The organism is Kitasatospora sp. NPDC057542, assembly GCF_042801945.1.
Taxonomy (GTDB): domain Bacteria; phylum Actinomycetota; class Actinomycetes; order Streptomycetales; family Streptomycetaceae; genus Kitasatospora.
The window spans coordinates 1-14,174 of sequence record NZ_JBHVFE010000063.1; the positions used below are offsets into that span (position 1 = coordinate 1).

The following is a 14,174-nucleotide window of genomic DNA, read 5'->3' on the forward strand; positions in this document are numbered from 1 at the left end:
GTCCCGGCCTGCGGGACGGCTCCTCCTCGTTCCGTACGGGCTCAGCCGAGCTTGCTCACGTCCCGGACGGCGCCCTTGTCCGCCGAGGTGGCCATCGCCGCGTAGGCCCGCAGGGCCTGGCTGATCAGCCGGTCGCGGTTCTTCGGCCGGTAGCCGCCCGCGGCCTCCAGGGCGCGGCGGCGCTCGGCCAGGACCTCGTCCGGGACCTCCAGGGAGATCCGGCGGCCGGGGATGTCGATGGCGATGGTGTCGCCGTCCTCGACCAGCGCGATGGTGCCGCCGGAGGCCGCCTCCGGGGAGGCGTGGCCGATGGACAGGCCCGAGGTGCCGCCGGAGAAGCGGCCGTCGGTGACCAGCGCGCAGGCCTTGCCCAGGCCCCGGCCCTTGAGGAAGGAGGTCGGGTAGAGCATCTCCTGCATGCCCGGGCCGCCCTTGGGGCCCTCGTAGCGGATGACGACGACGTCGCCCTCCTTGACCCGCTTGGCGAGGATCGCCTCGACCGCGTCCTCCTGGGACTCGACCACGACGGCCGGGCCGCTGAAGGTCCAGATCGACTCGTCCACGCCGGCGGTCTTCACGATGCAGCCGTCCTCGGCGAGGTTGCCGTACAGCACGGCCAGGCCGCCCTCGACCGAGTAGGCGTGCTCGGCGCTGCGGATGCAGCCCCTGGCGGCGTCGGTGTCCAGCGACTCCCAGCGCTCAGACTGCGAGAAGGCCTCGGCGGAGCGGACGCAGCCGGGGGCGGCGTGCCACAGCTCGACGGCCTCGTCGGACGGGGAGCCGCCGCGCACGTCCCAGGTCTTGAGCCACTCGGCGAGCGAGTCGGCGTGCACGGTGTGGACGTCCTCGTTGAGCAGCCCGGCCCGGTACAGCTCGCCGAGGATGGCCGGGATGCCGCCGGCCCGGTGCACGTCCTCCATGTAGTACGAGCCGTTCGGCGCGACCTTGGACAGGCAGGGCACCTTGCGGGAGATCGCGTCGATGGCCCGCATGTCGAAGTCCAGCTCGGCCTCCTGGGCGGCGGCGAGCAGGTGCAGGATGGTGTTGGTCGAGCCGCCCATGGCGATGTCCAGGGCCATGGCGTTCTCGAAGGCGGCGCGGGTGGCGATCGCCCGGGGCAGCACCGAGGCGTCGTCGCCGCCGTAGTAGCGGTTGGCGATCCCGACGACGGTCTGCCCGGCCTTCTCGTACAGCGCCCGGCGGGCGGTGTGGGTGGCGAGCACCGAGCCGTTGCCGGGCAGCGAGAGGCCGATCGCCTCGGTCAGGCAGTTCATCGAGTTGGCGGTGAACATGCCGGAGCACGAGCCGCAGGTGGGGCAGGCGTTCTCCTCGATGATCGCGATGTCCTCGTCGGAGACGTTCTCGTTGACCGCCTGGGAGATCGCGTCGACCAGGTCGAGCTTGCGCACGGTGCCGTCGACCAGGGTGGCCTTGCCGGCCTCCATCGGGCCGCCGGAGACGAACACGGTCGGGATGTCGAGGCGCAGCGCGGCCATCAGCATGCCCGGGGTGATCTTGTCGCAGTTGGAGATGCAGATCAGGGCGTCGGCGCAGTGCGCGTTGACCATGTACTCGACCGAGTCGGCGATCAGGTCGCGCGAGGGCAGCGAGTACAGCATGCCGCCGTGGCCCATCGCGATGCCGTCGTCCACGGCGATGGTGTTGAACTCGCGCGGGATGCCGCCCGCCCGCTTGATCGCCTCGGAGACGATCCGGCCGACCGGCTGGAGGTGGGTGTGGCCGGGGACGAACTCGGTGAAGGAGTTGGCGACCGCGATGATCGGCTTGCCGAAGTCCTCGCGGGCTACGCCGGCCGCCCGGAGAAGCGCCCGGGCGCCTGCCATGTTGCGACCGTGGGTGACCGTACGGGACCTCAGCTCGGGCACTGTGCTCCACTCCTTCGGGGCTCGCCGGCTCCCCGCTGCCGGGAGGGTTCGGGGGCCGCTGTGGGTACCGAGCCTACGCCCGCCGCCCGGCCGGCAGACGGTCCGTCCGCGATGCGGGCAGGCGGCGGGCGGCCCTCAGCCCCGCTTGACGGCCACGGTGAGGTCCACGACGTACGGCTCGACCACCTGCCCGTCCGGGAACTCGGCCAGCAGTGCCGCGCGCTCGGTGGCGAGCAGCGGTTCGCGCTGCTCGGGGGCGAGCGAGGCGAAGTAGGAGCGCGAGGTGAGGTTGTCGACGACCTGGTCGACGGGCACCTGCCGCTGCCAGCGCAGCTTGGTGCGGGAGACCTCCAGCCCGGCGTCGGCGGCGGGGGCGGTCAGCCCGGCGACCCCCTGGTAGCCGTGGTAGCGGCCGGACAGCGCGGCCGACAGCCGCTCGCCGCGGGCGCGCACCCACGGGACGGTCTCGTCGAAGACGTTCCACCAGGCCGCGACGGCGCCACCGGGCCGCAGCACCCGGACAATCTCGGGGACGGACCTCTCGGGGTGCGTCCAGTGGAAGGCCTGGGCGTAGGTGACCAGGTCGGCGGAGCCGTCGTGGAAGGGCAGGTCGTCGCCGCCGCCGCGGACCAGCGGGAGGTGCGGTGAGACGGACTGGAACTGCGCGGCCATCCCGGCGGAGGGCTCGACGGCGACGACGTCCGCGCCGCGGGCCGCCAGCAGGCGGGTGGCGATGCCGGTGCCGGCGCCGACGTCCAGCACCCTGGCGCCCTTGAGCTCACGGCCCCAGAGCCGCTCCAGCTCGTCGAACAGCTCCTCCGGGTAGCCGGGGCGGCCGCGGTCGTACGCGGCGGCCACCGCGCCGAAACTCCCCGCCAGCTCGCGGAAGTCCCCCAGCTCGCCGGGCTCCTGATCCTTCGTCACTCTTCCCCCTCGGTAGGGCGGTTCGCACCGCTCGGGCCGGACGGCTCAGCGTACGTGCGAGGGGGTGGCCAGGTGCAAGCGGGTGAAGGCGAGCGCCTCGGCCAGATCGGCCTCGCGTTCGGCGGGGGAGGCCGCGCGCCGGGTGTTGACCTCCAGCACCACGTGGCCGTCGAAGCCGGTGCGGGCCAGGTGCTCCAGCAGCTCGGCGCAGGGCTGCTTGCCGCGGCCGGGGATCAGGTGTTCGTCCTTTCCGGAGCCGCTGCCGTCGGCCAGGTGGACGTGGGCGAGCCGGTCGCCCATCCGCTCGACCATGGCGAAGGTGTCGATCCGGGAGGTGGCGGCGTGCGAGAGGTCGATGGTGAAGTGCCGGTACTCCTCGTCGGTGACGTCCCAGCCGGGCGCGTACGCGAGCATCTCGCGGTCGCGGTAGCGCCACGGGTACATGTTCTCGACGGCGAAGCGGACGTCGGTCTCGCCCGCCATCCGGTTGATGCCCTCGACGAACTCCCGGGCGTACTGGCGCTGCCAGCGGAACGGCGGGTGGACGACCACGGCGCTCGCGCCGAGCTTCTCGGCCGCCGCCCGGGCCCGGACCAGCTTGGTCCACGGGTCGGTGGTCCACACCCGCTGGGTGATCAGCAGGCAGGGCGCGTGCACGGCCAGGATGGGCAGTTGGTGGGCGTCGGAGAGTCGGCGCAGGGCGTCGATGTCCTGGCTGACCGGGTCGTTCCAGACCATCACCTCGACCCCGTCGTAGCCGAGCTTGGCGGCCAGCTCGAAGGCGACGGCGGTGCTCGCCGGGTACACCGAGGCGGTGGACAGCACCACCTTGGTGTCGGGGATGTGCAGGGCCGGGTGCCGGGGCAGCACCAGCCGGTCGGTGGTGCGCAGCAGCGGCGGACGGGCGGCGTCGCGCTTGGCGGCCTTGACCGAGCGGACGGACTGGACGGCGGCCTTGGCGGCGCCGGCGGCCCGGGCGGTGCGGGTCTCCTTCGGGGCGGGCTTCTTCGGGGCGGGCTTCTTCGCGGTGGCCTGCTTCGGGGCGGGCTTCCCGGCGGTGGCCTGCTTCGTGGTGGCCGGTTTCGCCGCGGTCGTCCTCGCGGCGGCTGTCTTCGTGGCGGCCGTCCTCGCCGCTGCCGTCTTGGCCGCTGCCGTCTTCGCTGCGGCCGTCTTCGCGGTGCGTTGGGCGGCCTTGACCGCCTTCGCGGCCTGCTTCGCGGCCTGGGCGGCGGTGGCGCCCGTGACCGCCTTGCCGAGCCGGCGGCGCGGGCCGTCCGACCGCGACTGCCCGTTCCCGGGAGTGCGGCCCTCCTGCGTTCGGTCCTCGCCCGCTGGTTGCACCACGGGAGACAGCGTAAGCGGAGCACGCTGCGAACGGGGCGGGCCGACAGGCGCAGTGACCATCGGCACGTTGTGTCGGGGACGGTCGATCGGTGGTCGATCGGTGGTCGATCGGTCACCGATCGGTGGCGAACCGGGGCGGGCGTCCCGGGCGCGCCGGGTTACGGGGTGAGCGCCGGACGGCGGCGGTCGGCGGGGCTGTCCATGGCGTCCAGACGGCGCAGGATGATGCCCTCGCGCAGCGCCCACGGGCAGACGTCCAGCTCGTCCAGGCCGAACAGGTCCATCGCGGCGTCGGCGACCAGCGCACCGGCCAGCACCTGCTTGGCCCGGCCCTCGGAGACACCGGGGATCCGCGCGCGCTCGGCGACGGTCATCGCGGACAGCCGGGGCAGCCAGGCGGCCAGCCCGCTGCGGGTGAGCCGGCGGTCGGTGTACGGGCCGGCGTCGGCGGGGGCGGCGCCGGTCATCCGGGCCAGCTGCTTGAAGGTCTTGGAGGTGGCGACCGCGTGCCGCGGCGGGCCGAGCCGGGTGATCTCGCCGACCACGGTGGCGAGCTCGGCCCGGATGTGGCGTCTCAGCCCGCGCAGCCCCTCCGGGTCGGCGACGTCCCCCGGCAGCCAGCGGGCGGTCAGCCGACCGGCACCCAGCGGCAGCGAACAGGCGACGTCCGGCTGCTCGTCCAGGCCGCAGGCGATCTCCAGCGAGCCGCCGCCGATGTCCAGGTTGAGCAGCCGGCCCGAGGACCAGCCGAACCAGCGGCGGACGGCCAGGAAGGTGAGCCGGGCCTCGTCCTGCCCGGAGAGCACGCGCAGCTCGACGCCGGTCTCGGCGGTCACCCGGCGCAGCACCTCCTCGCCGTTGGTGGCCTCGCGCACGGCGGAGGTGGCGAACGGGAGGATGTCGACGACGCCCTTGTCCTCGGCGACCCGCAGCGAGGAGGAGACGTGGCCGACCAGCCGCTCGATGCCGGCCTCGCTTATCGCGCCGTCCGCGTCCAGCAGCTCGGCGAGGCGCAGCTCGGCCTTGTGCGAGTACGCGGGCAGCGGGGCAGCGCCCGGATGGGCGTCCACCACGAGGAAGTGGACCGTGTTGGAACCTACGTCGAGCACACCGAGTCGCATAACTCTCCACGCTACGCGATCCGGGTCCTGGTGAGATCGGGTGCGGCGGTATTCGCGCTGGTCCGGGACCGGTCGGCGGCGGGCCGGCGATCCGGCGGATCCGGTCGTCCGCGCGCGGGCCGCCCGGGCGGTCAGTGGCCGCGCGGGCGCCCGGCGGGGCGGTCGGCGGCGGGCCGGCGGCGGGCCGGGGCCGGGATGTCGGTGATCAGGCCGTCGACGTCCCGGGCGGTCACCGGCTGCCAGGACTCCCCGCTGTCGAGCCTCCGGACGCCCGCCCCGCGTTGCGTCGGTGGTCCGTTGTGACGGCCGACCGTCACAACAGACCGTCCCACAGCTGCTCCACGATGACGGCCCACCAGTTCTCCGGGTCGGCGAAGACCGTGTCGTCCGCCTCCGCCAGCGCGCGCTGCAGGGCGTCCACCGCGCCGCCCGCGGCCACCGGGTCGAGCCCGCGCAGGGCGGGCCACCAGCCGGCGAACAGCTCCAGGCAGCGGACGAAGGCGCGCAGGCTCGCGTTGCAGTGGCGGGCGGTCGCGTAGTCCGGGTCGACCGCCCGGACGGCGCCGTCCGCCGGGTCGAGGGCCAGCAGCGCCCAGCCGTCCGTCCCCAGCACCAGCTGCCCGGCCAGCGCCAGGCGCTCCCGCTCGGCCGACCGGGTGCCGCGGCCGAGCTCGGCCAGGTGCGCGGCGAGCAGGGGCAAGGCGCAGCCCTGGCGGGTGCCGTCGGCGATCGCCTCCGCACCCGGGTGGTGCAGCGCGAAGAACCCCGGCACGGTCACCGGGACGCCCACCGTCAGCAGCAACGCGGCCGCGTCCCCGGGCAGTTCGGCGCGGGCGACGTCCGCCGGATCGAAGCGCTGGACGCCCGCCGGGCCGAACCGCTCCGCGAGCCGGGCGGCGAGTGCCGCGTCGGTCCCGTCGGGTGCGTTGCGCACCGCGCGGGGGAAGGGCACCCGGTTGCGGGCCGGACCGTCCGGCGGCGCGGGCAGCGCCCGTACGGCGGCGGCCCGGTGGTCGAAGCGCGGGCCGTACGGGAGCTCGAAGTCGATCCGGGCGTGGGGCAGTTCGGCGGCCAGCGCGTACGACCAGTAGCCGCCGGGCAGGGCGCTCGGCCGCAGGTCGGTCCGAACGGCCAGCACGTCCTCGGCGGCGACGCCCTGCTCGCGCAGCCACCACCAGCCGCGCAGCGCCGGGTGCGGCAGGCCCGCCGCGGAGCGCAGGGCCAGGGACCGCTCCTCGCCCGTGCCGTCCCGGTAGGTCAGCTCGGCCCTGGCGCCCCGGCCGGTCGCCGGCGGGAGGGTCGGGTCGTATCCGCCGGCGCCGACGAAGTCCCGGTACAGCCCGATCACTTCGTCCACCGGCACCGAGGGCCACACCGAGAACCGACCGCTGTCCCGGTCCACCACGGCGCAGGCCGCCCCCACCTGCTCGGGCGCCCGCCGCTCCCCCGTCCGCGGGTCCACCACCACCCGGGCGGGCTCGGCCCACACCACCCAGCCGAGCTCGAACTCGTGGGTGCACACCCGCCGCACCGCCCCGGCGCCCTGCGGCAGATCCCCGTTGATCCACCGGTGCCCCGCCTCCACCGCCTGCGCCCGCGAAACCACCCGGCCACCCCCGTCCCGTCCACTCCCCGACGCCCATCCCGGCCCGATCCGCGACCCTACGCCCCCACGCCGGGCCCGCACCAAGCACCGGAAGTCACCCCCGCCGACTTCCCACGCAACCCCCGCACGCCCCGCCCCTTCCCGCCCTCACCCGCAGGAAGTCGGCCGGGCCGACTTCTCGCACCACCTCTCCCACCACTGAGCGAGGAATCACGCCGCACCCCCTCCCCCGCACCAGAAGTCGGCCCCGCCGACTTCCTGCGCAACACCCCCCACAACCCACCCACCGAATATGACGGCCGGTCTACAGACTCCCCGGCCTCCGGGAACCCGTGAGCCGAGCCGCACAGGAAGTCGACCTGGCCGACTTCCTGTGCATGCAGGTGCAGGTCAGGCAACGGGGGCGGAGGCGAGGTCAACGCCACCGACTTCCCACGCGACACCCCCATGACCCACCCGCCGAATATGACGGTCGGTCCACATATTCCCGCACACATCGAAGCCTGACCGACCCACATACACACAGGAAGTCGAACAGGCCGACTTCTCACGCAAGAGATATGACGACCGGTCTACAGACTCCCCGGCCTCCGGGAACCCGTGAGCCGAGCCGCACAGGAAGTCGACCTGGCCGACTTCCTGTGCATGCGGGCACCGGTCAGGCCGCGGGGGTGAGGTCGAGGGGGCGGCCTTCGGGGGTGAGGGCGATGGCCCAGAGGCCGTGGGTGGCGGGGTGGAGGGGGGTGGGGGCCTGGCGGGCGAGTTGGTGGTCGAGGTAGGTGACGGTGTCCTGGTGGTTGACGGCGTTCCAGGCGTGCGGGCGGCCGTAGGCGTCGAGGGTGAGGAGCACCGCCTGGGAGCCGTGGCCGGCGCGGCGGAGGTCGTCGGCGAGGCGGTCGAAGGCGCGGTCGCCGTCGCCCAGGTCCCGGAACGGGGCGCCGAGTTCGCGTTCGGCGCGGTCCCGGCCTCCGCGTTCACCGGCGTCGCCCTCGGTGGGGATGCGCGGGGCCGCACAGGTCGGGCGGCCGGTGTAGCACTCGACCGCGGAGAGGGCGATCTCCAGGCTGTTGTTCGCCCGGCCCGGTTCGCGGTAGCCGCCGTCGTTGACGGCCTCCGCCCAGCCGCCGGCCGCCGGGTCGGGGTGGCGCACGGGCCGGCCCTCCTCGTCCCGGGGTGCGCGGCGTTCGAGCTCGGCCTGGTGTTCCGGGTCGACCGGCCCAAGCCCGCCCGGCAGGCCGTACGGACGGCTGTCGGCGATGCTGCGCAGCCGTACCGCCGGATCGTCCGGCTGGGCTCCGCGCCGTGCGCGAAGGGCGAGTTGGAGGGCCATCGCGTGGGCGGTCGCGACCGGGACCGCGCCCCAGGCGAGGGTCGGGTCGGCGAGGCCCGCCGCGTTCTCCCGTCGCCGGGCCTCCCCCGGGTGCGCTTCGGGCCGGCCGGTCACGGGGGTGGTCCCGACGATCGGGGGTGCGGCCGGAGGCGGTGGCGCGGCATGGACCGGCGGCGGTCCGACGACCGGGTGCGGCGCCGCGCCGAGCGGGGTCCTGGTCGCCGGCGCACCGGGCTGCGGCGCGCCGACGGCCGGGCCGCCGCCCACCACGCCACCGGGGCCGCCGGCCGCGCCCGCCCCGACGCCGCTGCCGAACGGTGCCGCCACGTTCACGGGTCCGCCTCCGGCGCCCGCCAGCGGCCCGGGCCCGACGGTGCCGACCGGACCGGCCGCCTGGTACCCGCCGTACCCGCCGCCGTACGCCGGAGTCCCGAACTGGCCGGGCACCCCGACCGGCCGGACCGTCGACGGGGCGTCCGGCGCCGGACCGTGCGAGGGGACACCGGCCGACGGCGCGGTGACGGGCGCGGCCGGCGCACTCACCGAGTCCGTCCGTACGGTCACCGGCCCACCGCCACCGCCCGCACTGCTCGCACCGCCACCACCACCGCCACCGCTGTGCGAGGAAGCCGCAGGCGCCTGGAGCGGGTAGTCCCCCTCCGACCAGCCCGCCGACCCGCCGCCGCCCTGCCGGACCGGCGCTGCAACGGTCGGCGCCGGCGGCGTCCAGTCACTGCCACCCCCGCCACCACCACTGCCCGTCGCCCGGTGCTGCCCCGGCGATCCCCCGGTGCCGTACCCTGCCCCGGCCCCGGCCGACACCGCACCCGCGGGCGCGCTCGCCGCGGCCGCAGCGTCCGGGCCGCCGACGACCGCCCCAGGCTCCGCCACCGCGACCGAGGCCACCGTCACGGCGCCCGGCGCCTTCGGATCCGCCGGCCCGTCGGGCGTCGCACCCACGAGCGGCTTGTCCGCCCCCGGCTCGCCGACGCCGGGCTTGTCGCCACCCGGTCCGTCCGCCCCCGGCGTCAGCCCGGCGAGCGGCACCCCGCGGACCTCCTTGCCGTCCTCGCCGGTGAGCACCGGCTGGCCGTGCTCGTCCAGCCGGACGGCCAGGTCCGCCACCCCGACCACCGGCTTGCCGTCCGGCCCCGGGACGACCAGCAGCCCGGTGGCGTCGGCCACCGGTGTGCCGTCGGCGCGGAGGATGACCGGCTGCCCGTCCGGGCCGAGGACGGGCTCGCCGTGCTCGTCCACCTTGACCGTCAGCCCCGGCACGCCGACCAGCGGCTTGCCGTCCTTCCCGGCGAGCAGGACCAGCCCGGAGCCGTCCGCGGCGAGCACGCCCGGTTCGCCGAGGGCGGCGGGCAGCCCGGCGGCGAGCGGGTCGAACGCGCCGCTGCGGTACGAGGCGGCGGTGATCCCCGTCCCCTGCGCGGTGCCGAGCTTCAGCAGGGCGACGGCGGCCGGCTCCTTGAGCACGCCGGACAGGGCGTCCTTCATGGCGCGGCCGAGTTCGGCGAGCAGTCCGCCGATCTTCAGCGCGGCGGCCTCGACGGCGACGGCCGCCACCCCCGCCGCGACCTGCTCGGTGGCGGCGTTCTTCACCGTGGCCGCGAAGCCGCCGACGGCGTTCTCCAGTCCGCCGACCACCCCGCTCTTCGCCGGGTCGCCGGCGGCCGTCGCGGCGACCTTGCCGGCCGTCTCCTTGGCCTTGGCCGCCTGTTCCTCGGCCTGCTTGAGGTCGGCGGCGAGCTGCTGCAGGGTCGCGATGATCTCGGCCTTGCAGGTGTCCACGGCCCGCGCGGCCGTGTCGAAGGCCCCGGCGACCAGCCCGACCGCGCTGTGCGCGTCGTCCAGGTGGCCCCTGCCGCCACCGTTGAAGGCCTGCCAGTACGCGCCGAAGGCCTCGACCGCGTGACCGGAGTTGTCGGCGGTGACCCGCCGGACGGACTCACCGCCGCGGCGGGTGAGCCGGTCGGCCTCCTTGCCGAACTCGCGCCAGACTCCGGCGGCCTTGCGCAGACCCTCCTCGTCGGCCTGCGGCCACTGCTGGCCGGTCCGGGCCAGCACCGGGACCAGTTCCTCGGGCAGTTTCCGGGACACGCGCTTCCCCCTTCGAGCCGGGTCCGTCAGACCGGCATGTCCTTGGGGACGGTGGGAGCCGCCCCCGGGGTTGCCCCCGGCACCGTCGAGTACACCGCGGTCGTCACCGGCGAGGCCCCCGGCACCCCTGTCGCGCCCGACACCCCCGGTGCCCCCGGCGCCGCCGACGCCCCGAACCCGCTCGCCGCCGAGCTCTCCGCGTCGGCCGTCCGCGCGGCCATCGCGTGCAGCCCGGCCCCGATCCCGGCCACCCTCCCGGCCAACCCCCGCAGCCCGCCGACGAGTTCACCGCGCGCCGGCCCGTACACGGCGGCGAAGCCGCTGCCCGGCCGGTCCGCCCCCCAGGGGGCGCCCAGCGCGGCGAGCCCCTGCTCCAGGGCGGCGACGGCCTTCGTCAGCTCGCCGCCGATCTTCTCGAACTCCCGCCCCTCGCCGTGCAGTTCCCACGGTTTGAGGACGAACTCCCCGTCCGCGCGGCCGGACGCCCCGGTGCTGCCGCCTGCCATCCCCGCACCTCCCCGTAGCGGTCCCGTAGCGGACCGGCCGCCATCCTAGGCACGCCCCCGGGCCCTCCCGCAGGGCCCGACGGACCTCTTCACCCCGCCTTCACCCCGGACGGTCCCACCGCCACGGGCCCCGCCACCGCGCCATCGCCGCCGAAAGCTCTACCCTTGCCGGGTGGCACCAGCAGAAACGTCCAAGAAGAAGGCCAAGGCGAAGCCCAAGGCCTCCCCCGCCCCCGTCGACCTCGCGATGCCGACCCTGCGCCGCGAGATCCCGCGCGACGAGGTCCCGCTCGACTTCCCCCGCGCCTGGGTCGAGTTCGCCGACCCCGCCGACGACGAGCAGGTCTTCCGCTGCGACCTCACCTGGCTGACCTCCCGCTGGTCGTGCGTCTTCGGCCAGGGCTGCCACGGCATCCGCGAGGGCCGTGGCGAGTCGGACGGCTGCTGCACGCTGGGCGCGCACTACTCGGACGAGGACGACGAGAAGCGCGTCCGGTCGCACGCGGCCCGGCTGACCCCCGAGCTGTGGGAGAACTTCGCCGAGGGCACCGACGCCAAGGGCCGGATCGTCGCCGACGGCGGCATCACCATGCTGGACGAGGACGGCGACCGCCAGACCCGCCGGGTCAACGGCGCCTGCATCTTCGTGAACAGCCCGGGCTTCGCGGGCGGCGCCGGCTGCGCCCTGCACGCGCTCGCGCTCAAGGAGGGCCGCGAGCCGCTGGAGACCAAGCCGGACGTCTGCTGGCAGCTGCCGATCCGGCGCACCTACGACTGGATCGACCGCCCCGACGACACCCGCTACCTCCAGGTGTCGATCGGCGAGTACGACCGCCGCGGCTGGGGCCCGGGCGGCCACGACCTGCACTGGTGGTGCACCGGCGCCCCGGCGGCCCACCAGGGCGCGGAGCCGGTGTACGTCAGCTACCGCCCCGAGCTCACCGAGCTGATGGGCAAGGAGGCGTACGAGGTGCTGGCCCGGCTGTGCGAGGAGCGGATCGCCACCAAGGGCGACCGCAAGGTGGCCCCGCACCCGGCCGACCCGGCCAAGAAGGCCGGGAAGGCAGCGACCGCAGGGGCGGCAGAGAAGGCCGGGAAGAACTGACCGGCCCTACTTGTCGATGTCCCCGACCACGAAGAACATCGACCCCAGGATCGCCACCATGTCCGCGACCAGCGTCCCCGGCAGCAGCTCGGTCAGCGCCTGGATGTTGTTGAAGGACGCCGAGCGCAGCTTGAGCCGCCACGGCGTCTTGTCGCCACGCGAGACCAGGTAGTAGCCGTTGATCCCGAGCGGGTTCTCGGTCCACGCGTAGGTGCTGCCCTCGGGGGCCTTGAGCACCTTGGGGAGCCGCTGGTTGACCGGGCCGGGCGGCAGCGTGGCGAGCTTGTCGAGGCAGGCGTCGGCGAGGTCCAGCGAGTTGAGGGTCTGCTCCAGCAGGCACTCGAAGCGGGCCAGGCAGTCGCCCTCCTCGCGGGTGACCACGGTGAGCACCTGCCGCAGTTCCTCGGAGCCGTAGGCGAGGTACGGCTCGTCGCGGCGCAGGTCGAGGTCGAGGCCGCCGGCCCGGGCGATCGGGCCGCTGACGCCGTACGCCTCGGCCTGCGCCCTGGTGAGGACGCCGACGCCGGCGGTGCGGGCGCGGAAGATCTCGTTGCCGAGGACGAGGTCCTCGAAGACCGGCAGCTGCGAGCGCACGGTGGCGACGGCGGTGCGGACCCGGCCGAGCCAGCCGGCCGGCAGGTCCTCCTTGAGGCCGCCGACCCGGTTGAACATGTAGTGCATCCGGCCGCCGGAGGCCTCCTCCAGCACGTGCTGGAGGTCCTCCCGACTGTTGAAGGCGTGGAAGACCGGGGTGATCCCGCCCAGCTCCAGCGGGTACGAGCCGAGGAACATCAGGTGGTTGAGCACCCGGTTGAGCTCGGCGAGCAGGGTGCGGATCCACACCGCCCGCTCCGGGACCTCCATGCCGAGCATCCGCTCGACGGCCATGACGACGCCGAGCTCGTTGGAGAAGGCGGAGAGCCAGTCGTGCCGGTTGGCCAGCATGATGATCTGCCGGTAGTCACGGGCCTCGAACAGCTTCTCGGCACCCCGGTGCATGTAGCCGATCACCGGCTCGGCGCTCACGATGCGCTCGCCGTCGAGCAGCATGCGCAGCCGCAGCACGCCGTGCGTGGCCGGGTGCTGCGGGCCGATGTTGAGCACCATGTCGGTGGTGCCCGCCGCGCCGGTGAAGTTCTCGGCTCCCGCCCCGATGCCGACCGTGGTCTCCCTCATGCCCCCAGAGTCTGCCATCCCGGCAGGCCCGCCAAGCCCGCAGGTTCCGGCATGTGGACGGCCTGTACCAGCCACCCGAACCCGCCCAGCCCGCCCGGGTCGGTCAGCTCGGCCCCCTCCCCCGCCCCGCTCAGCGCCCGCAGGTAGCCGGCCGGGTCACTGGTGGCGAGCGCGAGCGCCGGGCGCTGACCGCTCACGCCGAGCGCCCGCAGCGCCTCCCGCTGGGTTGTCCACAGGCTGTGGAGACCGGGCACGGCGATCGAGTCCAGCGCGACGTGCGCGGTGACGTCGCAGGAGCCGTCCGGCACCGGGGCCACCTCCCGGCCGTCCCGGAAACCGGCGTACGTACCGAAGGGCGGCCGCCGCCCGGCGGTGTGCCCGTAGTCGACGGCGACGGCCAGGCCGCGGTCCAGCCCGGCCACGGCCCGCGTCCAGGCGGCGTCCCGGGGGCCGCCGAACTCCACCACCTCGCCGGGCTCCACGGCCGGCCACCAGCGGTCGGCCCAGGCCGCGTCGGCCGCCGAGACCGGCTCGCCGGGGCGCTGACCGCCGGTCGCGGTGTCCACCTCGACGTAGCGCAGCACCCCGTCCTCGTCCACCTCGCCGGCGTCCAGCGGCACGTTGTCCAGCCACTCGTTGGCGAACAGCAGCCCGGTCACCCCGCGCGGCGGCTCGTCCGTCCACAGGGCTGTGGACGGCAGACCGGCCGGGCGCTCCGCGATCTCCACGCCGTACGGCCGCAGCCGCGCCAGCACCTCGGCGGGCAGCTCGGCCAGGACACCGGTGAGCAGTTCGCCCCGCCCGGCCCCCATGTCCACCAGGGCCAGCTCCTCCGGACGGCCGAGGGCCTCGTCAACCTCCAGCAGCAGCCGGGCCACCGCACGGGCGAACCTCGGCGAGGCGTGCACCGAGGTGCGGAAGTGCCCGGCGGGGCCCTCCGGCCTGCGGTAGAAGCCCCGCGCCGGGTCGTACAGGGCTTGTTCCATGGCGGGCGCCCACCGCATCCAAGTCATGGGGCGGGACGCTACCCGGTCAGGGGAGACCCTCCCCATCGGCCCGGGTGCCTCTCC

The 14,174-nt window shown here is 75.1% G+C and carries 10 protein-coding genes; 1 reads left to right on the forward strand and 9 read right to left on the reverse strand.

Annotation, left to right across the window (positions count from 1 at the left end; translation table 11 throughout):
• Positions 1-41 precede the first annotated feature (41 nt).
• From ilvD to ACFU7Y_RS11205, 7 genes are all read right to left on the reverse strand, one after another.
• Positions 42-1,886, reverse strand: coding sequence for a dihydroxy-acid dehydratase (ilvD, locus tag ACFU7Y_RS11175; protein ID WP_380767503.1), 1,845 nt, complete (start codon positions 1,884-1,886; stop codon positions 42-44).
• Between the two features lie 135 nt (positions 1,887-2,021).
• On the reverse strand, positions 2,022-2,810 hold the full coding sequence (locus ACFU7Y_RS11180) for a class I SAM-dependent methyltransferase (RefSeq protein ID WP_224281183.1): 789 nt from the start codon (positions 2,808-2,810) through the stop codon (positions 2,022-2,024).
• A gap of 45 nt (positions 2,811-2,855) precedes the next feature.
• Positions 2,856-3,659, reverse strand: coding sequence for a sugar phosphate isomerase/epimerase (locus ACFU7Y_RS11185; protein ID WP_224281193.1), 804 nt, complete (start codon positions 3,657-3,659; stop codon positions 2,856-2,858).
• Between the two features lie 653 nt (positions 3,660-4,312).
• The gene (locus ACFU7Y_RS11190; protein ID WP_224281182.1) at positions 4,313-5,275 is read right to left on the reverse strand and encodes a Ppx/GppA phosphatase family protein; all 963 of its coding nucleotides are present in this window, start codon (positions 5,273-5,275) and stop codon (positions 4,313-4,315) included.
• Between the two features lie 313 nt (positions 5,276-5,588).
• The gene (locus tag ACFU7Y_RS11195) at positions 5,589-6,881 is read right to left on the reverse strand and encodes an SUKH-4 family immunity protein (RefSeq protein WP_380767506.1); all 1,293 of its coding nucleotides are present in this window, start codon (positions 6,879-6,881) and stop codon (positions 5,589-5,591) included.
• Between the two features lie 658 nt (positions 6,882-7,539).
• The gene (locus ACFU7Y_RS11200) at positions 7,540-10,317 is read right to left on the reverse strand and encodes a toxin glutamine deamidase domain-containing protein (protein ID WP_380767508.1); all 2,778 of its coding nucleotides are present in this window, start codon (positions 10,315-10,317) and stop codon (positions 7,540-7,542) included.
• Positions 10,318-10,343: 26 nt separating this feature from the next.
• A complete protein-coding gene (locus ACFU7Y_RS11205) occupies positions 10,344-10,823 on the reverse strand; it encodes a hypothetical protein (RefSeq protein WP_380767510.1) in 480 nt (159 codons plus the stop codon).
• A gap of 247 nt (positions 10,824-11,070) precedes the next feature.
• On the opposite strand from ACFU7Y_RS11205, the gene ACFU7Y_RS11210 reads away from it, so the two are divergent.
• Positions 11,071-11,928 (forward strand): hypothetical protein, encoded by an 858-nt coding sequence (locus tag ACFU7Y_RS11210; protein WP_224283404.1) that lies wholly within the window; start codon positions 11,071-11,073, stop codon positions 11,926-11,928.
• A 6-nt stretch (positions 11,929-11,934) separates the two neighbouring features.
• Here the strand turns inward: ACFU7Y_RS11210 and ACFU7Y_RS11215 are convergent, their stop codons facing one another.
• Both ACFU7Y_RS11215 and ACFU7Y_RS11220 read right to left on the reverse strand, forming a co-directional pair.
• Positions 11,935-13,104: an NADH-quinone oxidoreductase subunit D gene (locus tag ACFU7Y_RS11215; protein WP_224283400.1), complete on the reverse strand. Its 1,170-nt coding sequence runs from the start codon at positions 13,102-13,104 to the stop codon at positions 11,935-11,937.
• Positions 13,101-14,117, reverse strand: a complete 1,017-nt coding sequence (locus ACFU7Y_RS11220) for an SAM-dependent methyltransferase (RefSeq protein ID WP_380767512.1) — start codon at positions 14,115-14,117, stop codon at positions 13,101-13,103. The genes ACFU7Y_RS11215 and ACFU7Y_RS11220 overlap by 4 nt, the downstream gene beginning before the upstream one ends.
• Positions 14,118-14,174 lie beyond the last annotated feature (57 nt).

Bases quoted from the DNA above. Each gene is read 5' to 3' on its own strand.
- ACFU7Y_RS11190 (WP_224281182.1), bottom strand. From the start codon at position 5,275: ATGCGACTCGGTGTGCTCGACGTAGGTTCCAACACGGTCCACTTCCTC.
- ACFU7Y_RS11220 (WP_380767512.1), bottom strand. From the start codon at position 14,117: ATGACTTGGATGCGGTGGGCGCCCGCCATGGAACAAGCCCTGTACGAC.
- ACFU7Y_RS11215 (WP_224283400.1), bottom strand. From the start codon at position 13,104: ATGAGGGAGACCACGGTCGGCATCGGGGCGGGAGCCGAGAACTTCACC.
- ACFU7Y_RS11205 (WP_380767510.1), bottom strand. From the start codon at position 10,823: ATGGCAGGCGGCAGCACCGGGGCGTCCGGCCGCGCGGACGGGGAGTTC.
- ACFU7Y_RS11210 (WP_224283404.1), top strand. From the start codon at position 11,071: ATGCCGACCCTGCGCCGCGAGATCCCGCGCGACGAGGTCCCGCTCGAC.